At 66.3% G+C, this 25,185-nt stretch carries 23 protein-coding genes; 10 read left to right on the top strand and 13 right to left on the bottom strand.

From position 1 onward, the window contains the following. Positions 1 to 54: 54 nt before the first annotated feature. The gene (locus FO044_RS02530; protein ID WP_132993102.1) at positions 55 to 1,626 is read right to left on the bottom strand and encodes a hypothetical protein; all 1,572 of its coding nucleotides are present in this window, start codon (positions 1,624 to 1,626) and stop codon (positions 55 to 57) included. 174 nt (positions 1,627 to 1,800) lie between these two features. Here FO044_RS02530 and FO044_RS02525 point away from each other — a divergent pair, with 174 nt between their 5' ends. From FO044_RS02525 to phoU, 5 genes are all read left to right on the top strand, one after another. After that, positions 1,801 to 2,319 carry a nuclear transport factor 2 family protein gene (locus FO044_RS02525; RefSeq protein WP_132993101.1) on the top strand — a complete coding sequence of 173 codons (519 nt, stop codon included), beginning with the start codon at positions 1,801 to 1,803 and terminating at the stop codon, positions 2,317 to 2,319. 286 nt (positions 2,320 to 2,605) lie between these two features. Further along, on the top strand, positions 2,606 to 3,598 hold the full coding sequence (locus FO044_RS02520; protein ID WP_132993100.1) for an acyl-ACP desaturase: 993 nt from the start codon (positions 2,606 to 2,608) through the stop codon (positions 3,596 to 3,598). Between the two features lie 107 nt (positions 3,599 to 3,705). Further along, positions 3,706 to 4,791: a tRNA dihydrouridine synthase DusB gene (gene dusB / locus FO044_RS02515; RefSeq protein WP_235831414.1), complete on the top strand. Its 1,086-nt coding sequence runs from the start codon at positions 3,706 to 3,708 to the stop codon at positions 4,789 to 4,791. A gap of 87 nt (positions 4,792 to 4,878) precedes the next feature. After that, positions 4,879 to 7,164: an LCP family glycopolymer transferase gene (locus FO044_RS02510; RefSeq protein ID WP_132993099.1), complete on the top strand. Its 2,286-nt coding sequence runs from the start codon at positions 4,879 to 4,881 to the stop codon at positions 7,162 to 7,164. A gap of 75 nt (positions 7,165 to 7,239) precedes the next feature. Further along, entirely contained in the window at positions 7,240 to 7,902 is a 663-nt protein-coding gene (gene phoU / locus FO044_RS02505; RefSeq protein WP_132993098.1) for a phosphate signaling complex protein PhoU, read from the top strand. An 80-nt stretch (positions 7,903 to 7,982) separates the two neighbouring features. Here phoU and pstB read toward each other — a convergent pair whose 3' ends face one another. The 6 genes from pstB to FO044_RS02475 form a co-directional block, all read right to left on the bottom strand. Further along, positions 7,983 to 8,759 carry a phosphate ABC transporter ATP-binding protein PstB gene (gene pstB, locus FO044_RS02500; protein WP_132993097.1) on the bottom strand — a complete coding sequence of 259 codons (777 nt, stop codon included), beginning with the start codon at positions 8,757 to 8,759 and terminating at the stop codon, positions 7,983 to 7,985. Between the two features lie 2 nt (positions 8,760 to 8,761). Further along, positions 8,762 to 9,619 carry a phosphate ABC transporter permease PstA gene (gene pstA / locus FO044_RS02495; RefSeq protein WP_132993096.1) on the bottom strand — a complete coding sequence of 286 codons (858 nt, stop codon included), beginning with the start codon at positions 9,617 to 9,619 and terminating at the stop codon, positions 8,762 to 8,764. 1 nt (position 9,620) lies between these two features. Beyond that, positions 9,621 to 10,619: a phosphate ABC transporter permease subunit PstC gene (gene pstC / locus FO044_RS02490; protein ID WP_235831413.1), complete on the bottom strand. Its 999-nt coding sequence runs from the start codon at positions 10,617 to 10,619 to the stop codon at positions 9,621 to 9,623. Positions 10,620 to 10,669: 50 nt separating this feature from the next. Next, on the bottom strand, positions 10,670 to 11,737 hold the full coding sequence (gene pstS / locus FO044_RS02485) for a phosphate ABC transporter substrate-binding protein PstS (protein WP_132993095.1): 1,068 nt from the start codon (positions 11,735 to 11,737) through the stop codon (positions 10,670 to 10,672). Positions 11,738 to 12,161: 424 nt separating this feature from the next. Further along, positions 12,162 to 13,046, bottom strand: a complete 885-nt coding sequence (gene mshD, locus FO044_RS02480) for a mycothiol synthase (protein WP_132993094.1) — start codon at positions 13,044 to 13,046, stop codon at positions 12,162 to 12,164. A gap of 26 nt (positions 13,047 to 13,072) precedes the next feature. Next, the gene (locus tag FO044_RS02475) at positions 13,073 to 13,774 is read right to left on the bottom strand and encodes a winged helix-turn-helix transcriptional regulator (RefSeq protein ID WP_132993093.1); all 702 of its coding nucleotides are present in this window, start codon (positions 13,772 to 13,774) and stop codon (positions 13,073 to 13,075) included. 91 nt (positions 13,775 to 13,865) lie between these two features. On the opposite strand from FO044_RS02475, the gene FO044_RS02470 reads away from it, so the two are divergent. The 5 genes from FO044_RS02470 to FO044_RS02455 all read left to right on the top strand — a co-directional run bounded on the left by FO044_RS02470 (position 13,866) and on the right by FO044_RS02455 (position 17,143). Beyond that, positions 13,866 to 14,774 carry an LmeA family phospholipid-binding protein gene (locus FO044_RS02470; protein WP_132993092.1) on the top strand — a complete coding sequence of 303 codons (909 nt, stop codon included), beginning with the start codon at positions 13,866 to 13,868 and terminating at the stop codon, positions 14,772 to 14,774. 24 nt (positions 14,775 to 14,798) lie between these two features. Then, on the top strand, positions 14,799 to 14,879 hold the full coding sequence (locus FO044_RS15250; RefSeq protein ID WP_412917614.1) for a putative leader peptide: 81 nt from the start codon (positions 14,799 to 14,801) through the stop codon (positions 14,877 to 14,879). 164 nt (positions 14,880 to 15,043) lie between these two features. After that, on the top strand, positions 15,044 to 15,871 hold the full coding sequence (locus FO044_RS02465; RefSeq protein WP_132993091.1) for a sulfurtransferase: 828 nt from the start codon (positions 15,044 to 15,046) through the stop codon (positions 15,869 to 15,871). 40 nt (positions 15,872 to 15,911) lie between these two features. After that, positions 15,912 to 16,217: a DUF1416 domain-containing protein gene (locus FO044_RS02460; RefSeq protein ID WP_132993090.1), complete on the top strand. Its 306-nt coding sequence runs from the start codon at positions 15,912 to 15,914 to the stop codon at positions 16,215 to 16,217. Positions 16,218 to 16,525: 308 nt separating this feature from the next. Then, positions 16,526 to 17,143, top strand: coding sequence for a heme-binding beta-barrel domain-containing protein (locus FO044_RS02455; protein WP_132993089.1), 618 nt, complete (start codon positions 16,526 to 16,528; stop codon positions 17,141 to 17,143). Positions 17,144 to 17,451: 308 nt separating this feature from the next. Here FO044_RS02455 and FO044_RS02450 read toward each other — a convergent pair whose 3' ends face one another. From FO044_RS02450 to FO044_RS02425, 6 genes are all read right to left on the bottom strand, one after another. Continuing rightward, on the bottom strand, positions 17,452 to 17,943 hold the full coding sequence (locus FO044_RS02450; protein WP_328591131.1) for a ferritin: 492 nt from the start codon (positions 17,941 to 17,943) through the stop codon (positions 17,452 to 17,454). A 196-nt stretch (positions 17,944 to 18,139) separates the two neighbouring features. Further along, positions 18,140 to 19,798 (bottom strand): thiol reductant ABC exporter subunit CydC, encoded by a 1,659-nt coding sequence (cydC, locus tag FO044_RS02445; RefSeq protein ID WP_132993441.1) that lies wholly within the window; start codon positions 19,796 to 19,798, stop codon positions 18,140 to 18,142. A 7-nt stretch (positions 19,799 to 19,805) separates the two neighbouring features. Beyond that, entirely contained in the window at positions 19,806 to 21,575 is a 1,770-nt protein-coding gene (gene cydD / locus FO044_RS02440) for a thiol reductant ABC exporter subunit CydD (RefSeq protein ID WP_132993087.1), read from the bottom strand. 7 nt (positions 21,576 to 21,582) lie between these two features. Continuing rightward, entirely contained in the window at positions 21,583 to 22,629 is a 1,047-nt protein-coding gene (gene cydB, locus FO044_RS02435; protein ID WP_132993086.1) for a cytochrome d ubiquinol oxidase subunit II, read from the bottom strand. Between the two features lie 11 nt (positions 22,630 to 22,640). Continuing rightward, the gene (locus FO044_RS02430; protein ID WP_132993085.1) at positions 22,641 to 24,197 is read right to left on the bottom strand and encodes a cytochrome ubiquinol oxidase subunit I; all 1,557 of its coding nucleotides are present in this window, start codon (positions 24,195 to 24,197) and stop codon (positions 22,641 to 22,643) included. 126 nt (positions 24,198 to 24,323) lie between these two features. Further along, positions 24,324 to 25,181: an aminodeoxychorismate lyase gene (locus FO044_RS02425; RefSeq protein WP_132993084.1), complete on the bottom strand. Its 858-nt coding sequence runs from the start codon at positions 25,179 to 25,181 to the stop codon at positions 24,324 to 24,326. Between the last annotated feature and the right edge of the window lie 4 nt (positions 25,182 to 25,185).

The raw sequence follows: 25,185 nt of genomic DNA, 5'->3' as shown, positions 1-25,185 counted from the left end.
ACACGTGCCCGTTCACAGTAGTCCCGCACAAGTTCGTCCCGTGCGGTAGAGCCGCTATGCGAGCGGGACGACGACTACTTCAACGCCGGTGACGCCGTTCGCGGTCAGCAGCTCACGAGCCGCATCAGCGGCCTCGGCTTCTGCGAACACCATGCGGACGTTGGTTCCGCCGGCCGCCGCGTGTGCCTTCTTCACTTGCTCGACCATCTGCTCGGTGCCCGCCCACTCCGGGTCGAATGCACCGTCGCGAGCCACATGCGCGTCGTACCCGGGGCCGTAGACGAGGAGCAGCGTGCCGTCCTTCTCCCGACCGTTGAAGGCGACATCGCCTGTCCGGTACACGTACCCGGATGGGACGAGGGTGATCTGCCGGTTGTACCGCCGGGCGGTCTCGGATGCCTTCGGGGCCGTGGCCTCCCAGCCCTTCGCCTTCTCGCTGAACTTGATGCCGACCTCGGCCGATTCGGCGATCGCCGCGGAGTCGAGTTCACCGTTCACCGAGACGGTGAAGCGACTGTTGGAGTTGGCGTTGAAGCTTCCGCTGATTCCCAGGGGAACGCCACACGAGACTTTTCCGCTCCCGTTGATGGGCATGGTGCCCTTCGCGTCGCACTTGCCGAGGTCTCGACCGTTCGCCTTGAAGTCGGCGTTCAGCGAGATGTCCACGGTGCCGCGCTCGAGCCCCTCGGCCTTATTGCGCAGCGTGTACGTGACGGTGCACCGCCCACCGGGCGTGCAGTCGAGCCCGCCGGACGGAGTGCCGACGTCGATGTTCCAGGATCCGACCTTCGCAGTTCGGGTCACCGACTTGATGCTGACGTACATCTGCCGAGCACTGGCGGCATCCAGCGGCGCTACCCGCAGGTCCGCGGTCAGCTCATCAGAGTCCCCGGCTACGCCCACGCTCAGGGGTCCGCGAATGCCGGTGATGTCGCCGTTGTCGTCGGCACCGACGGTCATCTCGTCCGACTTGAACCGCTGGGTCCCGTCGACGCCGCCGTCGTGATCTTCCACCTCGACTTCGGACACTCCAGCCGGGTCACGGCCGGTACTCGCCCGCCGGTCGGGCGTATCGCGACCGGCATCGACGACGCTGCCTTCGATGTCGGTCCGGTCGAGTCTGCGGTCCTGCTGGTTCAGACTCAGTCCGAGCTTGTCCGGACGCAGGACCGCACCCAGGTCGACTCCGAGGACTGATTCATCCGTGACGACCCACTTGTCGCTCGGGATGCCTTCCATGCGCAGACCTGCGGGCCGTTTACCCTGCGACAGCCCGCTCCAGAACCCTGAGTCGGCCTTGATCAGGGTGCGCCCGTCGATCTGCAGTACTTCGCCGCGTCCTCGGTCACGAGAGAACTTTCCGTACACGTCGCCCATCGCCGACACCGTCAGGTCGTTGACCTCGAGTTTGTCCCCGTCGTCGTCGGACACAAGCCCGTCGTAGCGCGCCGCAGGGGCGTCCGCCAGCGATGTCGACGCGTCGTTCAATCCGTTGAGCGCTTGCATCGTCTCGTTCGGGACGGGCGTCCCGTCCACGGACGGCTTCAGAACGCCGCTCAAACACACGGCGAGTACAGCGACCACTGCAATGGCTGCACCCGCGGTGAGCGCCTGCTTCTTACGCACTGTTCACTCCCCCCAGGAATATGCTGTCTGGTTCAAGAGCTTCCCACGAGGTCGTGCGGTTCGCGACGGCAGGCTTGGGCCCCTGCACCACGGAGTCCCGATCGTCCGCACCGAACGTGCCGACCTGGGGCGGATTAACCTCGAGTCACGCCCGAGTCACTTAGCATCCCCACCATGACCCCCTCCTTCACCGCAGAAGAACTCGACGCTGCATTCGCCCAGTTCCAGAAGACGGTCGCCGAGGTCGCCGAACACCGCGACTGGGACGCCTGGGCCGATATGTTCAGCGAAGACGCCGAGTACATCGAGCACGCGTACGGCACCATGCACGGACGCGAGGAGATCCGCCCCTGGATCAACAAGACGATGAACGAGTTCCCCGGCAGCCATATGACCGGATACCCGTCGCTGTGGCACGTCACCGATCCGTCGACCAACCGCGTCATCTGCGAGGTCGACAACCCGATGCGCGATCCCGGCGACGGCTCGCAGTTCACCGCCACCAACATCACGATCCTCACCTACGCGGGAGACGGCCTGTGGAGCTGCGAGGAGGACGTTTACAACCCGATGAAGTTCGGCATCATGGCGCGCAAGTGGTGCGACCGGGCGGAGCAACTCGGGACGCTCGACGACGAGGCCCGCCAGTGGATGGAGACCGTGGGGAAGATGTTCACGTCACGGAAGAAGTAGGCCTCGAAGGGCGGATCCCACCGGATAACTGTTCCGCACCTGAGCACTGAGCACCCCGAACCCTCGACACAGCGCTTTAGCCTGCACTAACCTACGGTGACGTAGGTTCACGCTGCTGCTCCGTAACGTGACAGCGCGCAGGAGCGACGAAACTAACGCCTGATGAACTTGGGGCCAGTGGGCACGTGACGTAGCCTGAGAGGGATAAGCGCACGTCGGCGCATTGTGACGGTGCGCACACCGCACTGACCGCCACTGCCGAGAACACCGACCGGAGGATTTACCGATGGCACGCGAACTGACACAACTCGAGTTGCTCCGGGAGCTGGAGCCGGTCGCCGAAACCAACGTCAACCGCCACATCAAGACGGCGCGCGACTGGAATCCGCACGACTACGTGCCGTGGGACGACGGCCAGAACTTCGCAGCGCTCGGCGGCGTCGACTACGACCCCGAGCAGTCCAAGCTCGACGAGGTCGCCAAGGCCGCGATGATCACGAACCTCCTCACCGAGGACAACCTGCCCTCCTACCACCGCGAGATCGCCGAGAACTTCTCGATGGAGTCCGCGTGGGGCCACTGGGTCGGCCGCTGGACCGCCGAGGAGAACCGCCACGGTATCGCGATGCGCGACTACCTCGTCGTCACCCGCGGCGTCGACCCCACCGCGCTCGAAGAGGCGCGCATGATCCACATGACCAACGGCTACTCCCCCGAGGCCGCCGCAGGCGATCGTGTGGAGGAGTTCCGCGACGCCGACCAGGACCTGGGATTGCTCCACTCGGTGGCCTACGTGACGTTCCAGGAACTCGCGACCCGCGTCAGCCACCGCAACACCGGCAAGGCGTGCAACGACCCGATCGCCGACCGGATGCTGCAGCGCATCGCGGCCGATGAGAACCTGCACATGATCTTCTACCGCAACATCTGCGGTGCTGCCATGGACCTCTCGCCCGACCAGACGCTGCGTGCGGTCACCGATATCGTCTCCAACTTCCAGATGCCCGGCGCCGGCATGCCGAACTTCCGTCGCCACGGCGTCCTGATGGCCAAGCACGGCATCTACGACCTGCGTCAGCACCTCGAAGAGGTCATCCAGCCGGTCCTGCGCAAGTGGAACGTGTTCGACCGTACCGACTTCGGCCCCGAGGGCGACAAGGCGCGCGAGGAGTTGGCCGCGTTCCTCGACCAGCTCGACAAGGACGCCACCCGCTTCGAGGAGATGCGAGACCGCGCCCTGGCCCGAGAGGCCCGCAAGCGGGAGCAGAAGGCGTCCTGAACACCGCAACACTCGACCAGACGGAATCCCGACCGGACTTTCTGACCGGCCGGGATCCTCTGCGTATCGGCCCCATCGAGCTCGCCAGCCCCGTCGTGCTGGCACCGATGGCGGGCGTCACCAACGTCGCCTTCCGCGTACTGTGCCGTGAACTCGAGGCCCAGCGCACCGGGACGGTGTCCGGGCTGTACGTGTGCGAGATGGTGACGGCGCGCGCGCTCGTCGAACGCCATCCCGTCACCATGCACATGACGACGTTCGACCCGTCCGAGACGCCGCGCTCGATGCAGCTCTACACGGTGGACCCCGAGTACACGTACAAGGCCGCCAAGATGATCGTCGACGAGAACCTCGCCGACCACATCGACATGAACTTCGGCTGCCCCGTCCCCAAGGTCACCAAGCGCGGCGGCGGATCGGCCATTCCCTATAAGCGCCGACTGTTCCGCAACATCGTCGCGGCTGCGGTCCGCGCCACCGAGGGCACCGACATCCCGGTGACCGTGAAGTTCCGCATCGGCATCGACGACGACAACCACACTCACCTCGACGCCGGCCGCATCGCCGCCGAGGAGGGCGCCCAGGCGGTCGCGCTGCACGCCCGCACCGCCTCGCAGCGGTACTCCGGCACTGCGGCGTGGGACGAGATCGCACGCCTCAAGGAACATGTGACGACGGTGCCGGTACTCGGCAACGGAGACATCTTCGAAGCCGACGACGCCGTCGCTATGATGGAGCAGACCGGCTGCGACGGCGTGGTGATCGGCCGCGGCTGCCTTGGCCGCCCGTGGCTGTTCGCCGAACTGTCGGCCCGGCTCCGCGGCGTCGCCGCTCCGCAAGCGCCGAATCTCGGCGAAGTGGGCGAGATCATGTTCCGGCACGGGTCGCTCCTCGCTGCACACCACGGCGAGGACAAGGGCATGCGCGAGATCCGCAAGCACATCTCCTGGTACCTGCGCGGCTTCCCCGCCGGCTCGGGTCTGCGTTCGCAGCTCTCACTCGTGAAAACGCTCGACGACCTGCGCGAACTCATCGAGACCCTGCCGAAGGACACGCCGTTCCCGCGCGACGCTCACGGCCCGCGCGGACGCCAGGGCTCACCGTCGTCGGTCGCATTGCCCGAGGGCTGGCTCGACGACCCCGAAGAAGACATCGTCCCCGAAGGCGCCGAGATCATGCACTCCGGCGGCTGATCCGCAGCATTCCGCGGCTCGCCGATAATCGAACTTTCAGGTCGGGCCTCTAGAATGTTCCAAGCCAGTGATCAGTGAGGTACACCTGTGAGTTCAGACCGCCCCGGCGACAACGAGCCGGACGATAAGCGGACGCCGCCGCGGCGGTCCCGTCGCGCAGGACGGCCGTCCGACTCGTTCGACTTCCGCGAGCGTTTCGGCGACACCGGGGACGACCCACACGCCGAAGGTCTCCGCGAACCCACTGGTCGCGAGCAGTACGTCCGCCCTCGCGGGCGCCTCACCGTCCGCCAGCTGATGGATCAGATGGGCGTCGACGATCAGGGACGCCCCGTACAGCCGGGCAGCCCGCCGGCCGCCGGCCCACAGCCTCCCCGACCCGGCCAGCCGGGCCGCGCACCCGCGCCACCGCAGGGTCGAGCACCGCAGGGCCAGCAGCCCCCGGGCCGGCAAGCGCCTCCGCAACAACCCCCCGCGCAGGCCCAGCAGCACCCCGAGTACCAGCGCCGACCCGGCGAGCCACCGCGCCGTCGTCCCGCCGACGACGCGGACGTCACCTCGGTCCTGCCGCCCGTCACCGGCGACGACGCCCCTCCCGTGGACCTCTCCGACGAGGCGACGGCCGCGCGAGCGCTCGACGAGTCGCGGGCGCAAGCTGCCGCGGCGCCCACCGAGCCGACCCCGGCATCGCAGCCCGAACGCCAGGCACCCCAGACGATTCCGGCCGCCGAGCACGCTGAATCTGCGGAACCGACACCCAGCAGGAGGCGTCCGCTCGAACCGACGCCCGACCTGACCGAGGTGATCCAGCGGGTCCGTCCGCGCAGGGCGAGCGCCACGCGCAAGGCTCGCGCACGGAAGATGGCCACCAACTCCAGCCGAGTCCTGGTTGCCCTCGCCTGCATCCTGTCCCTCGTCGGCACCGGCTACGTGTGGAACCTCAACCGGGGCTGGAACGGCGCATGGAACATCATCAGCGCCGTCGACCCCGACGATGAGAACATCCGCGACAAGGACGGTCAGAGTGGCGACCAGACCTACCTGATCGTCGGCACCGACTCCCGCAACGGCAAGAACGCCGACCTCGGCGCAGGCGACGCCACCACCGTCGAAGGCACCCGTTCGGACACCGTCCTCCTGGTGAACATCCCCGCCGACCGCAGCCGCGTCGTCGCCGTCTCATGGCCGCGTGACCTCGCCGTCGAACGACCCGAGTGCGAGGACTGGAACGCGAAGACCAAATCGTACGAGGGCTCGATCCCGCCCGCCTCGGGCGTGAAGCTCAACAGCGTGTACGCCGAAGGCGGACCGTCATGCCTGGTCAAGACCCTCACCCAGGTCAGCGGCCTGAACATCAATCACTTCATCGCGATGGACTTCTCCGGATTCGAGCACGTCGTTCGCGCTATCGGCGGCGTCGAGGTGTGTTCGCGGGTCCCGTTGTTCGACGACCAGCTCGGTTACATCGTCAAGACGCCCGGCCGGAAGACGCTGACTGCCAAGCAGTCGCTGAACTACGTGCGCGCCCGCCACATCGCGGTCGAAGGCAACGGCGATTACGGACGCATCAAACGCCAGCAGCTGTTCATGTCGTCACTCCTGCGCGGCACGCTGTCCGGCGACGTCCTGTCGAACCCGAACAAGCTGAACTCGATCGTCAACACGTTCATCAAGTACAGCCAGGTCGACAACGTCAACACGAACGCGCTCATCGAGCTCGCCGAGTCGATGCAGGGCATCGACGCCGGCAACGTCACCTTCCTCACCGTCCCCACGGCGGGCACCTCGGCGGACGGCAACGAGCTACCGCGCACCGATGACATCAACACCATCTTCAACGCGATCATCGACGACGATCCGCTTCCCGGCGAGAAAAAGAAGAAGTCCGCCGACTCGGAGGATTCCGAGGATAAGCCGGAGCCCCCGAAGACCAGCGCCAAGAAGCCAGGCGGCAAGGAGCTGACCGCCCAGTATCCCGGCAACATCTCCACCCGAGTCCTCAACGGCACCGGAAAGTCCGGCGTCGCCAGCAACATCATGGACGAGATGATCCGACAGGGTGTGTCCGTATCCGGTGTCGGCGACTCCTCCCAGAAGGCGACCGAGACCATCGTCCACTACGCCGCCGGCCAGAAGGATTCCGCGGCGACTATCGCGAAGATGTTCCCCGGCGCCAAGATCCAGGCCGACCGCGCAGTGAAGGACGGCGTCCAGGTGATCGTCGGGTCCAACTTCCAGGGCATGGAATCGGTCGGCACTGTTCCCGAAGCGGGCTCGACCCTGAAGGTCGGTGAGCTGCCCGCAGCCGTCAACCGGAGCGGCCTCCCGAACGACTTGGCCGTCACCAACGCCGGAGACACCACCTGCAGCTAGCGGGCTGCCGACTGTTCACCCTGTTTTTACCGTGGCCTGCGGTTTTGTTCGTACGGGTGTCAGTAGAATCTTCGTATGCGTGACGCCTACCAGGAGCAGATGGCTGCCCTGAACTCCGTTCTTGGCCAGATTGTCGAACAAGTCGGCGAGGAGATGGCACTGGCTACCCGTGCCCTCCTCGAAGCCGATCTCGAACTCGCCGAGCGGGTGATCTCCGACCATGACCCGATCGCCGACAAGTCGGCCGAAGCCGAGGACCTCGCGTTCGAGTTGATGGCCCTGCAGGCTCCGGTCGCCGGCGACCTGCGATCCATCGTCTCCGGCTTCCAGCTGGTCTCCGAGATCGACCGCATGGGCGCGCTCGCCCTGCACGTCGCCAAGGTCGCACGACGACGCCACCCGGCCAAGGCGCTGCCCGACGAGGTCACCGGATTCTTCGAGGAGATGGGTCGGCTCGCCGTCGAACTCGCCCACAGCGCGCATCGGGTCCTGGAGAGTCAGAACTACCAGGACGCTCTCGCTCTGATGGAGGACGACGATGCGATGGACGATCTGCACCGTCACCTGTTCACCGTGATGATGGACCGCGACTGGACCCACGGTGTGGCCGCCGCCGTCGACGTCACCCTCCTCGGCCGCTACTACGAGCGCTACGCCGATCATGCCGTCCTCATCGCCCGCCGCGTCGTCTTCCAGGCCACCGGCAAAACTCCGGAGCAGTTGATCGAGGCGAGCTGACACCGCTCGCCTGCGGCTCACAAGACCAGACGAGAATCGCCCCCGCCGGTACCGGCGGGGGCGATTCTCTGTACCGTGGATCAGCCGAAGCGGCCGGAGATGTAGTCCTCGGTCTCTTTCAGGTCGGGGGCGGAGAACACCTTGTTGGTGTCGCCGACCTCCACCAGCTGGCCGGGCTTGCCCGCGCCGATCAGGTTGAAGAACGCGGTCTGGTCGCTCACCCGCGCGGCCTGCTGCATGTTGTGGGTGACGATGACGATCGTGTAATCGCTCTTGAGCTCGGCGATGAGATCCTCGATCGCCATGGTCGAGATCGGGTCCAGAGCCGAGCAGGGCTCGTCCATCAACAGCACCTGCGGTGACACCGCGATCGCCCGCGCAATGCACAGACGCTGCTGCTGGCCGCCGGAGAGACTGCCACCCGGCTTGTCGAGACGATCCTTGACCTCGTTCCACAGGTTGGCGCCGCGCAGGCTCGCCTCGGCGACCTCGTCGAGCTCCTTCTTGTCCTTCACACCGTTCAGCTTCAGACCGGCGACGACGTTGTCGCGGATCGACATCGTCGGGAACGGGTTGGCCTTCTGGAACACCATGCCGATCGTGGTGCGGACACCGACCGGGTCGACGTTCTTGTCGTACAGATCGAGCTCGTCGAGCTTCACCGAACCCGTCGTGTACGCGCCCGGCGTCACCTCGTGCATGCGGTTGAGCGTTCGTAGCACCGTCGACTTGCCGCAGCCGGACGGCCCGATGAACGCGGTCACCGACTTCGGCTTGATCTTCAGCGACACGTCCTGCACGGCATGGAAATCGCCGTAGTAGATGTTCAGTTCTTCGAGGGTCAGGCTCTTGGCCATGTCTAACGTCCTTCTATCTTCGGGCCGGTGAACTGGGCGAGCAGTCGCGCGATGACGTAGACGATCGCAACCGCGATCACCAGCGTCAGCGCGGCACCCCACACCTCGTCGTAGCCACTGGGGCCCTTGTTGTACTCCTGGATCATCATCAGCGGCAGCGACTGCTGGTCACCCTGGAACGGGTTCCAGTTCATGCCGCTGGTCGCACCGACCAGGATCAGGATCGGAGCCGATTCACCCATCACTCGGGCGATGGCCAGCATGATGCCGGTGATGATCCCCGACATCGCGGTCGGGAGGACGACGCGCAGGATGGTCTTCCATTTCGGAACGCCCAGCGCGTACGCCGCCTCCCGCAGATCCTGCGGGACGATCTTCAGCATCTCCTCGGTGGCTCGCACCACCAGCGGGACCATCAGCAGGACCAGCGCCAATGCGACGACCAGCCCCGACCGAGGCAGGTCGAGCGTGGTGCGCCAGACCGCGTAGACGAACAGTGCGGCGACGATCGACGGAACGCCCGCCAGGACGTCGACCATGAACGTGGTCACGCGGGTCAGCGTGCTGCGCGCGGAACCGTACTCCACGAGATAGATCCCGACCAGAACGCCCAGCGGCACCGCGACCACCGCCGCCAGTCCCGTCTGGACCAGGGTGCCGACGATCGCGTTGGCAGCGCCGCCCTTGCGTTCGGACTCCATCCACCATTCGGGGTCGAGGATCGGTTCGATACCACGCGACACCAGGGTCCACAGGAGCCAGCCGAGTGGGAGGATCGCGAGCAGAACCGAGATGACGACACCGGTCCGGACAGCGCCGTCGGTGATCTTGCGCCGCGGCGACATGGTGATCAGTTCCATCTCACGCCTTTCGTGCGATCACCGCGCGCGCCGCAGCGTTCACGATGAAGGTCAGGGCGAAGAGGACCAGTCCGGCCGAGATGAACGCGCCGGTCTTCAGCGGATCGTCGAACTCGGCGGCGTTGTTCGCGATGACCGTCGCGAACGTCTGACCGCTCTCCAGCAGGTTGAAGTTGATCGGGCCGGCCGTCGAGATGATCAGCAGCAACGCCATCGTCTCACCGAGCGCACGGCCCAGACCGAGCATCGCTCCCGAGATGTAGCCCGAGAAGCCGAACGGCAGTACGGCGAACCGCACCACCTCCCACTGGCTCGCACCGAGCGCGAGAGCCGCCTCCCGATGGCCGCGCGGCGTCTGCGCGAACACCTCTCGGGTGACTGCGGTGATGACCGGCAGGATCATGATGGCCAGCACGATGCCGGCCGTCAGCATGGTGCCGCCGGTCGACATGTTGGCCGCGTTCTGCGGCTTGGAGAAGAACGGCAGGAACCCGGCGTTATCCACCAGCCACTGGTTGATCCCGACCATCGCCGGGCCCAGGACGAGGATGCCCCACAGGCCGTAGACGATCGACGGGACGGCGGCCAGCAGGTCGACGACGTACGCCACCGGCTTCTTGAGCCGCTTCGGCGCGTACTCGGTGACGAACATCGCGATGCCCAGCGCGACGGGCATCGCGATGATGAGCGCGATCACCGACACCAGCACGGTGGCGTAGAACTGCTGCGGAATACCGAAGTGCAGCTCGTCGCCCGACACCACCCAGGAGCCTTCGAAGGTGAAGAAGTTCTCCTGGTTCTTCAGCAGGGACGGGATGGCCTGAATCAGCAGAAACAGTGCGATCAGACCGATGACTGTGGAGACGATCAGGCCCGAACCGGTTGCGAGCGTTCGCATCACGCGGTCGCCGGTGCGCGCGACGCCGGAGCTCGACAGCTCCTTTGCGCCTGGACGCCCGGAAGGCGGGACCGGCCGGTTGGCCTGTCCCGCCTCGGACACAGTCGACTCTCCGTAGCTCACGGATGCCTCGACTCGTGAATCAGATCTCGTCACAGTGCGTCAATCGTCCCGCGGAGAGTCTGCTTGAACTTCTCGGGCAGCGGCACGTACCCGGCCTCGGGCAGACCTTCCTGGCCGTTGTCGAGGATCTCGCTGAACGCGGTCTTCAGGCTCTCCGAGATCTTGGCGTCGTCGTATCCGGTGGAGCAGACGATCTCGTACGGGGTCAGCAGCAGCGGGTAGGCGCCCGGCTCGGACATCCCGTACAGGCCCTCGGTGTCGACGACGAGGTCCTTGCTGCCCGGCTTGGTGAACTTCACCGAGTCGAGTGCCTTGCCTGCGGTTTCCGGGGTGAGTTCGGTTGCGCCCGCGCCGAAGTCGATCTGGGCGACGCCGAGATCGTTCTCCGTGGCGAAGCCCCACTCGACGTAGGTGATGGCACCTTCGGTCTTCTTCACGGTGTCGCCGACACCGGTCGACTTCGAAGCACCCGAGCCGCCGTGGCCGGCCCACTCCTTGCTGTGCTCGTACGGCCATTCCTGCGGTGCCGCTGCGTTCAGGTACTTGGTGAAGTTGTCGGTGGTGCCCGAGCTGTCACTGCGGTGGACCGGGATGATGGGCGTCGACGGCAGCTCGACACCCGGGTTCTGCGCCTTGATGGCGGCGTCATCCCACTTCTTGATCTTCGAATCGAAGATCTTCGCGAGGGTCTTCGAGTCGAGGACCAGCTTGTCGACGCCGGGAAGGTTGTAGGAGACGGCGACCGGTCCCGCGACGAGCGGGATGTGCCATGCCTCGTTGCCGCCGCAACGCTCCTTGGCCTGTGCGATCTCGTCGTCCTTCAGCGGGGAGTCCGAGCCGGCGAAGTCGACCTCGCCTGCGAGGAACTTCTTGATTCCGGCGCCCGAACCCGAGCCGGTGTAGTCGAGGTTCACCTTGTCCCCGTCGGCGAGCGCCTCGGAGAAGACCTCCATCGCCTTCTGCTGGGCGGTCGAGCCTTCACCGGTGACGGTCGCGGCATCGGAGCCACTGCCGCAGGCGGACAGAACGAGTGCGGCAGCGACGACGGTCGCCGATGCGGCGCCTGCACTGTGGACGAACTTGCGGTTGACACTCATGGTGAGTCGGTCGCCTTTCAATAAGCTTCAGGTAACGAGCCGAAGCTATCGGCGCCCGGTTAGATCCAGTCGTCGCGGAGGTAGCGGAATCGGAAACAGTCAGACCCGTCCGGTGAACAAGCGGTGTCCGGTACACGAAGTACCAGGTACGCCCGTTTCGTCCGGAGTACGAAACCTGGCACGGCAGCCCGTCTTCGTCCACCGATCGAACGACACCAGCTCCTCGCCGCCGACCGAGTGACACCCGCGTCCTCTCCCCCAATCAGCCGACCCCCTCGCCGATCGAGTGACGACGCTGCGAGCGGAGCGAGCAACGACGACGAATCGAGATCACCGTGACAAGGCACGGAAGGTCCCCACACACCCACTCGGCATTCACCTGCTCAACTCACGCGTCCGCCTGCCCACCGACGCGGCCGTCGCGTCACCCCCGCCGGTACGTGATGTCTGCGCGATACCGCGTGAACCCGAGCCGCCCATACGTTTTCAGTGCTGCATCGTTGTCACCCTCGACGTACAGCTCCACCGCATCGAGTTCGCGGCCCGCCAGATAGTGCAGACCGGCCAGCGTCAGCAGATTTCCGAGGCCGCGCCCTTGGGCAGCAGGGTCGACGCCCACGATGTACACCTCACCAAGACCGGGCTTATCCACTTTGGTCCAGTGGAAGCCGAGCAGCGTGTCCGGGTCGGCGGCGTCGAATGCGAGGAAGACGCCCTTCGGATCGAACCAGTCCGCCCCTGTCCGCTCATCCACCTGACGTTGGGTCCACCCACCCTGCTCGGGATGCCAGTCGAAGGCCGCGTTGTTGACGCGCAGGATCTCCGCGTCGTCGCTCTCCCGGTAGGTGCGGAGCACGATGTCCGACCGCTCGGCGACGTCGGGCAGCGGCTCCGACAGCGGCCTGCGCAGCTGCAGCAGTTCCCGTTCGCTTTCCAGACCGAGCGCGGCGGCCACCTTCCCGGCCGCGGGCAGATCGCCGTGCGCCCACACCTGCGGCCCATCGCCGAGTTCCTGCGCGGCGGCCAGCAGCGCATCGACTAGCGCGCGCCCCTCACCCGCCCCTCGCGCGTCGGGATGAACCACGGCCTCCGCCATCGGGGGCTCACCGTCGCGGGCCGACAGGACGTTGCCGTAGCCGTGCTCGGACACCAGATGGAGCGCACCGCCGTCCCGGATCGCCATCAGGTGCTGCTCCGACAGCGGTTCGGTGCCGTCCACCTCGGTAGCAGCAGCCTGCACGGTCAGTGCGTGGTCGACGTCGGCCGCAGTCAGCGCGCCGCGAACAGTACGAATCGAGAAGTCGCTCATGAGGCCGAGGGTAGTCGGCCGCACGTTCAGTCCGGTTCCCCCGAGTTGTATTCGCCCTCGGCTTTGCGCACCGACGGTTTCACCGCCTTGTAACCGACGTTGCGCACGGTTCCGATCAGGGACTCGTGGTCGGACCCGAGCTTCGCCCGGAGCCGGCGCACATGAACGTCGACGGTGCGGGTGCCGCCGAAGAAGTCGTAACCCCAGACCTCATGCAGGAGCTGCGCCCGGGTGAACACCCGGCCGGGATTCTGCGCCAAGAACTTGAGGAGCTCGAACTCCTTGTACGTCAGGTCGATCGGCCTTCCGCGCAGTCGTGCGGTGTAGGTGTTCTCGTCGATCACCAGATCGCCCAGCACGATCTTGTCCGATATCTCCGGCTCCGGGTCGATGCCACGCGCCACGATCAACCGCAACCGCGCATCGAGTTCCGCGGGACCCGTGTCCGGAAGCAGGAAGTCGTCGATGCCCCAGTCCGCACTCACCGCGACGAGACCGCCCTCGGCGACCACCGCGACCACCCGCACACCGGTGGTATCGAGCAATCGGCAGATGGCCCGGGCGTTCGCGAGGTCGGTGCGAGCGTCCACGAGGACGAGATCTGATTCGGCAGCGCTCACCAACGACGACGTGTCGACCGGGGCCAAGGAAACGTCGTGGGGAAGAAGCGTCAAAGATTCCAGAACGGAGTCCGGCGATGGCTCCGACGTCAACAACAACAGGTCCACTAACCACTCCGCTCTCGTCGTGGCCTCTTGGTTGAACTGTCGATCGACGCTGGTCGCAGCTCTCAGGAGATGTGATGACAGAATAGACCCAATGTCCACGTCAGCCCGAATCGCCCCGCGACGACGCGTCGCCCGCGCGGTTGCGCTGACCGTTGTGGCGGCGGTGATCCTGCTGGTCATCGGATATATCGCCGACACTTTCGCCGCATCGCGGGCGGAGCATCGGATCGCCGTCGCGCTTGAGCGGTCGTCGGGCATCGACTACGAGCCGGAAGTGGGTCTCGGCGGCTTTCCGTTCCTGACGCACGCGTCCTCCGGCGAGTTCGGGTCGATGCTCATCAGCGCACGCGGCGTCGCCTTCGACGGGCACGACGACACCGATTACGACTCGACCGCCACCGTCGACGCCCGGCTCGGCGACGTCGACACCGGGCGCGTGTGGGACGTGACTCCGCAGACCGAGCTGACAGCCCAATCGGTGACCGCGGAGACCCGGATCAACTCGGTGAATCTCGGCAGGCTGATGGGGATCCTCGACCTGTACATAAACACCCCGGCACCCGACGGCAAGGTCGGCGGCGGCGGTCCCGGTGACGGTCTGCTGGAACGGAGCGAGGGCGTCATGCTCAGCGGTACCGTTCCGCTCCCCGGCTCCCCCGAGCATGACCACGGCCTGCCGCCGTCGGCGTCGGGCTATCACCATCCGAAGGTGAAGATCAGCGTGAAAGCGCGGCTGTCCGTGGTCGACGGACGCGTCCGGATAGAGGCCACCGACCTGTACGACGGCCCCGAGGACCATTACTCTGCGGACCTGCCGAAAGAGTTTTACTCACACGTGTTGAAACGCTTCTCGACTACCGTGCCCGTCTTGCCGATGGCCTGGGACGTCATCCCGAAAAAGGCCATGAGCAGGGGAAGCGACCTGGTCGTCACCGGCGAACGCGGCCCCGGCGCACTACGGGTCGACGACTACTCGCCCGCTATCGATCCGGGCGCCTGAGCGCGCTGTTGTATTCTCGTTTTCATGCAACACCGCAGTGAGCTGATGCTCACCCGCCGGCTGGCGATCGACCTGTGTCGACTCGCCAACAGTTGCTGTCTGTAGCCGGTGACGCGCGCCGGTGATCTCGCCCGACCCGGGCACCTGCGGCACCGCGACCTCGCGGTTCGCCGCTAGCGATCTTCGCTCCGGCATCGTCTCGACCACCATCCCCGCGAACCCGCGTCTTCAGCGGCAAGCGCAGTCTCTCCCTGTGAAAGGACATACACATGGCACGCTCCGACGTCCTGGTCAGCGCCGATTGGGCTGAACAGAACCTCAACACCGACAACGTTGTGTTCGTCGAGGTCGACGAGGACACCTCGATCTACGACACCAACCACATTCCCGGTGCGATCCGTCTCGACTGGAAGAAGGATCTGCAGGACGGCCTGCGTCGCGACTTCCTGAACGCCGAGCAGTTCTCAGCCCTGCTGAGCGAGCGCGGCGTCGCCAACGACGACACCGTCGTCCTGTACGGCGGCAACAACAACTGGTTCGCCGCCTACGCGTACTGGTACTTCAAGATCTACGGCCACAAGGATGTCCGCCTGCTCGACGGCGGCCGCAAGAAGTGGGAACTCGATGGCCGCGAGCTCAGCTCGGAGACCGTCAACCGCGACGCCACCACCTACACCGCGCAGGCAGCCGACACCTCGATCCGCGCCTTCCGCGACGAGGTCGTCGACTCCATCGGCAACAAGAACCTGGTCGACGTCCGCAGCCCCGACGAGTTCTCGGGCAAGATCGCCGCACCGGCCCACCTCCCGCAGGAGCAGGCTCAGCAGCGCGGCCACGTCCCCGGCGCCATCAACATCCCGTGGTCGTCGACCGCCAACGAGGACGGCACCTTCAAGTCGGAGGACGACCTGGAGAAGCTGTACGCCGACAAGGGCTTCGACGACGCCAAGGAGACCATCGCCTACTGCCGCATCGGCGAGCGTTCCAGCCACACCTGGTTCGTCCTGCAGGAGCTGCTCGGCAAGAAGAACGTCAAGAACTACGACGGCAGCTGGGTTGAGTACGGCTCCCTCGTCGGCGTGCCGGTCGAGGTCTGAGCTCGGTTCGCCCGAACGTAATCTGAGAGGAATTTCTGACATGTGTGCAGCACCGAAGCAGGGCCAGACCCTGCCGGCCGGCGTCGACGTCGAGAAGGAAACCGTTCTGACCGGTCAGGTCGTCGACGGCGCCGGTAATCCGGTTGCGGGCGCCTTCGTGCGTCTGCTCGACAGCACCGGCGAGTTCACCGCCGAGGTCGTGGCTTCGGCAACCGGTGACTTCCGGTTCTTCGCGGCCCCCAGTACTTGGACTCTGCGTGCGCTCAGCTCGCAGGGCAACGGCGACGTCACCGTGTCGCCGGAGGGCCCGGGCGTCCACAATCACGACGTCACCGTCTCGAAGTAGCAGGTCCGCGGAGTACTGATCCGCACCGGCGACTCAGTGCGCCCCGGCCCGACTGGGCCGGGGCGCACTGCTGTGTCAGGCCTCCGGTGAACGGCTCCGCTGCGGGCGACGAGCCGAGGCCGAACCGGATGGGCACCGAACGAGACAAGGTTCACCCTCTGCGGTCGCGAACCGGTTCACGGCGGCCACTGGTTGCGCGGTAACATTCGGGCCGTGGAAACATTTTTCATCATCCTCCTCGCGCTGGCGACTGTGCTCATCGTGTGGTTCGCGCTGTACACCGTCTACCGACTGGTCAACGACGAGTCATGACACGTTCGGGCAATGAGGCGATCTCCGACGCAGAGCAACGCGCTCAGGAGACCGCCGGAAAGAATGTGCCCGCGATCGGCGATCTCCCCCTCCCCGTCGACACCGCCAACCTCCGCGAGGGCCCCGATCTGCACCCTGGCCTCCTCGCTCTGCTGCCGCTTGTCGGCGTCTGGGAAGGCGAGGGCGAAGGCCACGACCACGCGACCGGTGGGGATTACCAGTTCGGTCAGCAGATCATCGTCACCCATGACGGCGGCAACTACCTGAACTGGCAGTCCCGGTCCTGGGTCATCGACGACGAGGGCGCTTACGTGCGCCCCGATCTCCGCGAATCAGGTTTCTGGCGAATCAGCGAAGAAGACGACATCGAGCTTCTCCTCACACATGCGGAAGGCGTGGTGGAACTCTTCTACGGTCGGCCACTCAACCAGATGTCCTGGAACGTGACGACCGACGTCACCATCCGCACCGAGACCGGCGTGCACACCGGCGGAGCCAAGCGACTCTACGGCCTGGTGCCCGACGGCGACCTCGCCTACGTCGAGGAACGCGTCGACCCGGACGGGGAATTGACCCCGCACCTGTCCGCGAAGCTGCATCGCGTAATCGGCTGAGGTCCGGTTTCGACTCGCTCCGCTCGCTCAACCAGCGAGAGCGGCCGAGCATTCCCATTTCCCGCCGACGTGGTTTCGACTCGCTTCGCTCGCTCAACCACCGAGAGGACGGCCCTCGCTCAACCAGCGAGAGGACGCCCCCTCGCTCAACCGACGAGGACGCAACTCCTCTCGCCGGTTGAGCCGCAACTGAGGCGCCAGCCGAAGCTGCGAGTCGAAACCACGCCGCGGGGAGCATCACGACCGAAACGGCTCCCGCCGACTGCATTGCAGCCGGCGGGAGCCGTGGTGTGGTGCAGGAGCGTCGGCTATGCGGCGCCTGCGGACGCGAGTTCGGTGTCGATGCGGAGGACACCGGAGCCGTCGCCGTCGACCATGCGCAGGCGGCCGAGGATCTCGCTGACGGTGGCCTCCTCTTCGACCTGCTCGGAGATGAACCAGTCGATAGTGGGCCGCGAGTCGAGGTCGCGCTCGTCCTCGGCGAGCTTGTACAGCTCGCGGATCCCTTCGGACACCGCTCGCTCCGCATCGAGTGCGATCTCGAAGATGTCGGAGATCTTCTCGACCTTCACCGACTGGATCTCGATGTCGCCGATGACGGGGTGGTTGTCCCGTGCGGTGAGGTGATCGATCAGCTTGTCCGCGTGAACGAGTTCCTCGCCCGACTGGCTGCGCAGCCAGGACGCGATGCCCGGCAGATCGCGGAGGTCGGCCTCGATCGCGAGCTGACGGTAGAGAAACGACGACTCGTATTCGCGGTTGATCTGCTTGACGAACTCGACCGCGAGGGTTTCACTCATTTTCATTTGCTTAGCCTAACCATTCTGGGAATTCGACTTCTGACGCTTTCAGACACCTTCAAGAATAGGCCGAATATAGAATTCGTCCAGCAAGGTTCGGTATCCCTAAGTCGATAAAAGAATGGGGAGTGAAACCTTATTTAACTGAGGCTCCCCTATTTATCGGCAGATCCGATAAGGCCGTAACCGACGTCTGTCAGCGCAGGTCGACCACCGAAACACCGAGGTCGTCGGCTCGCTGGTGGGTAACGGCCACGACCACCCGGTCCGCGCCGAAGACGCCGTCATCGTCCAATATCCGACGAAGAACATGACCGGCATCATTCGAATCCAGATGTTCCGTGGGTTCGTCGAGAATCACAATTCTCGCCGGATGAACCAGTGCGCGGGAAAGCAGGAGCCGACGCCGCTGTCCGCCACTCAGCGCGGCACCGCCGCCGATGAGTTCCGTATCGAGTCCGGCCGGCAGTCCGGCGAGCCACTCACCCAGGCCGACCCGGTCGAGTGCCTCGACGATCTCGTCGTCGGACACATCCCCGCGCGCCACGCGCAGATTCTCGCGCACCGACGTGGAGAACAGGTGTGCCTCCTCCGCGAAGTACGCAGCGCACGACGACGAGTCCGAGGGCGCGGTGGACACGATGCCACCGAGCGGCGGCAGCAGCCCGGCGAGAGTCAGCGCGAGGGTCGACTTTCCGGACCCGCTGGGGCCGACGATCACCAAGCGTCCCCCCGGCGGCAGATCGAGGTCGACCCCGCCATCCGGACCGAGCGGGGCGGTGCGACCCCACTGCAGGCGCTGTGCGGTCAGCGTCGCCGGGCGGCGGTCGAATACCGGATCGGACGATGCGGAGGCATACGAAGCCGTGGCAGCCGACCCCGCGTCTTCGACCAACGACATGACGCGCGCCGCGCTCTGCCGCCCGCGTTCCCACGCGATCGCCGCATCGGTGAGCGGGCCCGTCATCTCGAACGACGAGAGCGGCAACAGCACCAGCACGCCGAACAGCATCGGGGTGATCCCCTCACCGGACGACGACACGTCGGCCAGCGATCCCGGCAGCCGAGACGCCAGGTCGACGGCGATCACCGCCGCGGCGACCACGCTCACGAGCATCGCGACCGGCGTCAGCGACGCGGCTGTCGCCTGCCTGCTCATTCCTCGATCGACCGCCACGGCGTGGGTGTCGTCGGCAGCACGGAGTTCGCCCAGCGCCGTGGACCGTCGCCGCGCCACCACCAGTTCCGGGCCGTGCCACAGAAGAGCGGTGGCCGCGGCACCCACTCGCTCGCGCGCTCGGGCACCGTCGCCGACGATCCGCACCGAGGCCCGCGTCGCGATGATCGGCCCGAGCACCCCGCTGACCAGTAGCGCCAGAGCGAGCACGACGGCGGACAACGGCGAGACCATCGACATGACGGCAACCGCCGCGATGCCGGTCACCGCTCCCACGGCCATCGGCACCAGGCCGCGGACCACGGCGTCGCCGATCTCGTCGACGTCGTCGGCGGTGCGTGCCAGCAGTTCGGACCGGCGTTGACGAACCGAATGCTCCGGCGACCCGGACGCGAGCACCCGGTACACGCGCTCGCGGGCACGCGACATCGCGTTCAGCGCCAGGTCGTGCGTGGCGAGACGTTCCAGATAACGGAACACCGCTCGCGAGATACCCAGTGCGCGAACCGCTGTGACGGCCACCGAGAGGTACAGCACGGGCGGCATCTGCCAGGCGCGCGTGATCAGCCACGCCGACAGGGCCGCCAGTCCGAGCGCCGACAAGGCTCCCGCCGCACCGAGTCCGACCGCAGCCAGCAGTGCACGGGGCCGCAGGCCGACAAAGCTGAACGCGCGCATGAGCGGATCACGCCTGAACACCGCCGACCACCTCCCCGGAGATCTCGACGACGACGTCGCCTGCGCTGATCATGTCGTCGTGATGCGACACCACGATCACCGTGGCACCCGCAGCCGCACGTTCGGTCAGTGCATCGACCACCGCTGATGCGGTCTCCTCGTCGAGGTGGGCGGCCGGCTCGTCCAGCAGGAGGAGCGGCGCGGTCGAGGCGAGAGTCCGAACGAGCGCGAGCCGCTGACGCTGGCCCGCCGACATGCCCTCCCCCGTCGCGCCGATGAGCGTCTGGTCGCCGAGCGGAAGGTCGGCGAGCACCTCGTCGAACCGGACGGCCCGCGCCACGCGACCGGCAGCGTCCGGATCGAGGCTGCCGAACAGTGCCAGATTGCCGGCGACCGTTCCCGGAACGATCACCGGATGCTGTGGGAGCCAGGCGATCTGAGAATGAAAGTGCTCTCGATCCACCTCGCGCACGTTTACCCCGCCGACCGTGACCATGCCCTCGGCCGGCGCCTCGAGACCGAGGATCGCCGATAGCAGCGTCGATTTCCCGGACCCGTTCGGCCCGGTCAGCACGGTCATCTGTCCGGGCACGATTAGCGCCGACGCCTCGCGCGGGGTCCACCCGTCGCGGCCACGCACACCGACTCCGTCGAGAACGATCTGCGTGCCCGCGACGTCGATGCATCGAGTGCCCTGGAGCGCGAGGCTCTCCCGGGAGATCACGTCGAGGGCTTCACGGGAGGCCTCCATGCCGTCCTCGGCGGCGTGAAACGCCGAACCGATCCGGCGCAGCGGCAGGTACGCCTCCGGCGCAAGCACCAGCGCGAGAACGCCCGCGTACAGACTCATCTCACCGAACACGAGTCGTAGACCGATCCCGACCGCGACGAGGGCGACGCTGAGGGTCGCGAGCATCTCCAGCACTGCGCCGGACAGAAAAGCGATCCGCAGCGAACTCATCGTGGTGCGGCGAAAGTCCTGTCCGAGATCGGCGACGCGCTGCGACGGTCCGTGTGCGCGGCCGAGCGCCCGCAACGTCGGGAGTCCGGCGAGGAGATCGAGGAGCTGGGAGCTCTGCCGGCTCATCGCATCGAGCTTGCGCGTGGTGCGGTCCCTGGTGAGCAGACCGATCAGCACCATGAAGATCGGGATCAGCGGAATAGTGACGATGATGATCACCGCCGATGGCCAATCCACCCAGCCGACCACCACCACGACCAGCGGAGTGATGATCACGGTCGAGAGAAGCGCGGGCACGTAGTCGGACAGGTAATCGGTCAACGCGTCGAGACCGCGCAGCAGAATCGTGGAGGCGCGGTCCCGCTCGGCGACGAGGTCGTGCGGCGGGGTCCGTGACGGGTCGGTCAGCGCATCGGCCGCTTCGGCGCGGAGTTCGGCGATCGTCGCGAGCGCGGCGCGGTGCGCGTACCGGTCCCCCAGATACGACATGAGCGCACGCGCGGCGAAAGCCGCCACGATCACCGCCAGATGCACGGACTGCGCGGCGAAACTGCGCGACGCCGGATCGGTGATCAACTCGGAGAGCAGTCCGGCCAGGGCGACCGCGCCGGCGATCACGGCGGCAACGGTGCCCGCGGAGAAGAGCGCGATCGCCACCGAGTACCGCCGTGCCGTCGGCGAGTACCGCAGCAGCCTCGGATCGACCGGCGGCGTTCGACGCATCCGGGCCGCCGCACTGTCCCGATTGCCGGCGCGCTCCGTGCCGGGATCACCCGAAGCCGCCCCCGCTGCGACGCCGTCGTGGGCAGTGGTCATGCCGGCATCATCGTGACGCACGGTCACCGAACGAGAGTCCGATCGACGGCGGGATCTGCTCCACGGACAGCCGCTTGCGGAACACCCAGTAGCTCCAGCCCTGGTAGAGCAGGACGACCGGCGTCATCAGGCCCGCAGCCCACGTCATCACAACGAGCGTGTAGTGACTCGACGACGTGTTGCCGATCGTCAGGTTGAACGCCTCGTCGGTCGTCGACGGCAGCACGTTCGGGAACAGCACGCAGAACAGCAGCGCCACGGTACCGGCGATGGCGATGCAGGTCGCCGCGAACGCGAGACCCTCGCGGCGCGCGAACGCGCCGATCACCATCACGACCGCCGCCACGGCTCCAGCTGCGACGATCGCCCACGTCCACGGCTTGCCGTATTCGAGCTGCGTCCACAGCAGGAACGCCGCCGCAACGACGAGAGTCGGGATCGACAGCCGCGCGGCGACGGTCTGAGCGTCGTCGCGCAGGACCCCCGTCGTCTTGAGAGCGATGAACACGGCTCCGTGCGTGAGGAAGACGAGCAGGGTCGTTGCACCGCCCAGCAGGGCGTACGGGTTCAGCAGGTTGAAGAATCCGCCCGTGTACTGCTGGTCGGCGCCGATCGGGAGACCCCGGATCACATTGGCGAACGCGACGCCCCACAGGATGGCGGGCAGCCAGGAGCCGAGTCCGATGCCGATGTCGCACCAGCGCCGCCAGCGCAACTCGTTGATCTTGCCGCGCCACTCGATCGCGACCACGCGGACGATCAGCCCGATCAGCAGCAGGAAGAGCGGGAGATACAGCGCCGAGAACATGGTCGCGTACCAGCCGCCGAAGGCCGCGAACATCGCTGCGCCCGCGGTGATCACCCACACCTCGTTGCCGTCCCAGACTGGTCCGATCGTGTTGAGCAGCGCTCTACGCCGCTTGTCGCCGTCGGGTTCGCTGCGCTTGCCGAGGAACGGCATCAGCATGCCGACGCCGAAGTCGAAGCCCTCGAGGACGAAGTACATGACGAACAGGACCGCGATGATCACGAACCAGGCGTTTTCCAGAGTCATCGGTGCACTCCTCAGTAGGCGAACGACAGGTGGTCGGACGAATCGTCGGCGCCTTCGTCCGGCGGCACCGCGTCCTTGTCGCTGGGCCCCTCGATCACATAGCGCCGCTCCAGGTAGAACCAGACGACGCCGAGCGCGCCGTACAGCAGCGTGAAGCCGATCAGCGTGGTCCACACCAGGCCGGCAGGGTGGTTCGAGACGCCGTCCTGCACCAGCATGTGGATGCGGAGCGGATCACCGTCCTCGTCCGCCCAGTTCGGCACCACCACCCACGGCTGCCGTCCCATCTCGGTGAAGATCCAGCCGGAGGCATTGGCGAGGAACGGCGTCGGCAGTAACCAGAGCGCGAACTTGCCGAATCTCATGGGGATCTCGCTGCGCCCCTTCCGCAGCAGCCACAGGCCGGCCAGGGCGACGAGCGCCGATCCGCCGGCCCACGTGATCATGGCGCGGAAGCTCCAGTACGTCACGAACAGGTTGGGCGCGAAGTTCTGACCAGGCATGTTCAGCGCCTCCTGGTACGTCTTCTGGAGCTCGTTGACGCCCTTCACCTCGCTGGTGAAGGTGTGATCCGCGAGGAACGACAGCATGTTCGGGATCTTGATGACGTGTTCGATGTGATCGCAGTTGTTCTGCCGTCCGATACTCAGCACGGAGAACGCCGCGCCTTCCTCTGTCTCACAGAGTGATTCGGCCGCCGCCATCTTCATCGGCTGCTGCTTGAACATCAGTTGCGCCTGCATGTCGCCGGTGATCATCAGTCCGACGCCTGCGGCCACCGTGACCCACAGCGCCATCTTGGTGACCGGTCGCCACAGCTTCACGTTGTCGGCGCGCAACTGCTCCGGTGTGCGGTCCAGTTGGCTGGGCGACGTCGTATCGGGCACCTCCGAGTCGTCACCGCTGACCGCGGCCTCCTCGAGCTTGCGGGCGCGGAACGAGTTCCGCGCCATCCACCACAAGCCGATGATCGCGACGAACGTGGATGCGGTCAGCAGCGCTCCGGCGATGACGTGCGGGAACGCCACGAGGGTCGTGTTGTTGGTGATGAGGGCGAGGAAGTTGTTCATCGCCGGGCGGTCGCGGGTGTGATCCCACTCGGCACCGACCGGGTGCTGCATCCACGAGTTGGCGGCCACGATGAAGTAGGCGGAGGCGTTGACGCCGATCGCCACCATCCAGATGCAGGCCAGGTGAATCCGGCGCGGGAGACGTCCCCACCCGAACATCCACAGGCCGATGAACGTCGACTCCATGAAGAAGGCGACGAGCCCCTCCATCGCCAGCGGGGCGCCGAACACGTCGGCCACGTAACGGCTGTACTCGCTCCAGTTCATGCCGAACTGGAACTCCTGCACGATGCCGGTGGCCACACCGAGCGCGAAGTTGATGAGGAACAGCTTCGAGAAGAACTTCGTGGCGCGCAGCCACTGCTCGTTTCCGGTGCGATGCCATACCGTCTGCATCACCGCGATCAGCGGCGCGAGTCCGATCGTGAGCGGCACGAGGATGAAGTGGTACACGGTCGTGATGCCGAACTGCCACCGGGAGATGTCTACAACGTCCACGCTCGCCTCACAATCGTCGGTGTAAGAGCGTTACTACGAAGCGTAGTAGCAGTGATCCGGAAAGCAACCCTTAGTGACTGAGATGACCCACGACCAGTCTGCGCCGCGGCCAGGAGGCTCGCATCGCTATCCGGCGACTGCTTCGTCCACCAGCGCGGCGATGTCCGGCGCGCTCACGCTCAGCGGCGGCAGCCGTTCGCCGTCCAATGCGTGGACCCGCGCAGCGAGAGTGAGCGACGACAACAGCCACACTCCGTCGGCGCCGCGAAGGTCCGCCGGTGTCAGCCGTCGCTCGCCGACGACGAGTCCGCGCCGTTCCGCGGTGGCGAACAGCGCGGCCTGAGTGATTCCCGGCAGGATCCCGTCCGCACGCGGGGTCGCCGTCAAGACCCCGTCGATCACGGCGACGACGTTCGCTCGGGGACTCTCCAGGACCGACCCGGCCGAGGACAGGTAGATGCCGTCGTCGGCACCCGCACGGTGCGCGTGGCGCAGCGCCGCCATGTTCCGCGCGTAGCTGAGTGCCTTCACCCCGAGTAACTCCCACGGGGCACGCGGTACGACGTCCGGGTCGTCGGCCCGCTCGAGAGTCATGACGGATACGCCCGCACGACGTGCCACGACCGACCGCGCCGGGAGCGGACCGACCGTCACGTAGACGGTCGGCGGCCCATCCGGAACGGACTCCCGGCCGCGCGAGCAGATGACGCGAAGCGCGGCCTCGTCGCCTGAGGCCCATTGTCGTTCTGCGACATCGATGCACCGCCGGAGCGCCGTCGGGTCGGGTGCCGGCAAGTCCAGACCGGCTGCTCCGTCTGCGAGACGCCGCAGGTGCTCATCGACGAGGCGCGCGCGGCCACCGCGGATGAGGATCGTCTCGAACACTCCGTCGCCGCGCAGTGCCCCCAGGTCGTCGGCGTGCAGCAACGGGGCCTCGGGGTCATGCACCTCACCGCTGCCATCGACCACGATCACGTCCACCACCGTA

It is taken from the genome of Gordonia zhaorongruii (assembly GCF_007559005.1).
In the GTDB taxonomy this organism is placed as follows: Bacteria; Actinomycetota; Actinomycetes; order Mycobacteriales; family Mycobacteriaceae; genus Gordonia; species Gordonia zhaorongruii.
Note: the sequence above shows the minus strand (reverse complement) of the source record. Positions and strands in the feature narration are given on the sequence as shown.

Coding starts and splice junctions, on each gene's coding strand:
- FO044_RS02525 (WP_132993101.1), top strand. CDS start 1,801: ATGACCCCCTCCTTCACCGCAGAAGAACTCGACGCTGCATTCGCCCAG.
- FO044_RS02520 (WP_132993100.1), top strand. CDS start 2,606: ATGGCACGCGAACTGACACAACTCGAGTTGCTCCGGGAGCTGGAGCCG.
- dusB (WP_235831414.1), top strand. CDS start 3,706: ATGGCGGGCGTCACCAACGTCGCCTTCCGCGTACTGTGCCGTGAACTC.
- phoU (WP_132993098.1), top strand. CDS start 7,240: ATGCGTGACGCCTACCAGGAGCAGATGGCTGCCCTGAACTCCGTTCTT.
- pstB (WP_132993097.1), bottom strand. CDS start 8,759: ATGGCCAAGAGCCTGACCCTCGAAGAACTGAACATCTACTACGGCGAT.
- pstA (WP_132993096.1), bottom strand. CDS start 9,619: ATGGAACTGATCACCATGTCGCCGCGGCGCAAGATCACCGACGGCGCT.
- pstS (WP_132993095.1), bottom strand. CDS start 11,737: ATGAGTGTCAACCGCAAGTTCGTCCACAGTGCAGGCGCCGCATCGGCG.
- mshD (WP_132993094.1), bottom strand. CDS start 13,046: ATGAGCGACTTCTCGATTCGTACTGTTCGCGGCGCGCTGACTGCGGCC.
- FO044_RS02470 (WP_132993092.1), top strand. CDS start 13,866: ATGTCCACGTCAGCCCGAATCGCCCCGCGACGACGCGTCGCCCGCGCG.
- FO044_RS15250 (WP_412917614.1), top strand. CDS start 14,799: ATGCAACACCGCAGTGAGCTGATGCTCACCCGCCGGCTGGCGATCGAC.
- FO044_RS02465 (WP_132993091.1), top strand. CDS start 15,044: ATGGCACGCTCCGACGTCCTGGTCAGCGCCGATTGGGCTGAACAGAAC.
- FO044_RS02460 (WP_132993090.1), top strand. CDS start 15,912: ATGTGTGCAGCACCGAAGCAGGGCCAGACCCTGCCGGCCGGCGTCGAC.
- FO044_RS02455 (WP_132993089.1), top strand. CDS start 16,526: ATGACACGTTCGGGCAATGAGGCGATCTCCGACGCAGAGCAACGCGCT.
- FO044_RS02450 (WP_328591131.1), bottom strand. CDS start 17,943: ATGAGTGAAACCCTCGCGGTCGAGTTCGTCAAGCAGATCAACCGCGAA.
- cydC (WP_132993441.1), bottom strand. CDS start 19,798: ATGCGCGCGTTCAGCTTTGTCGGCCTGCGGCCCCGTGCACTGCTGGCT.
- cydD (WP_132993087.1), bottom strand. CDS start 21,575: ATGACCACTGCCCACGACGGCGTCGCAGCGGGGGCGGCTTCGGGTGAT.
- cydB (WP_132993086.1), bottom strand. CDS start 22,629: ATGACTCTGGAAAACGCCTGGTTCGTGATCATCGCGGTCCTGTTCGTC.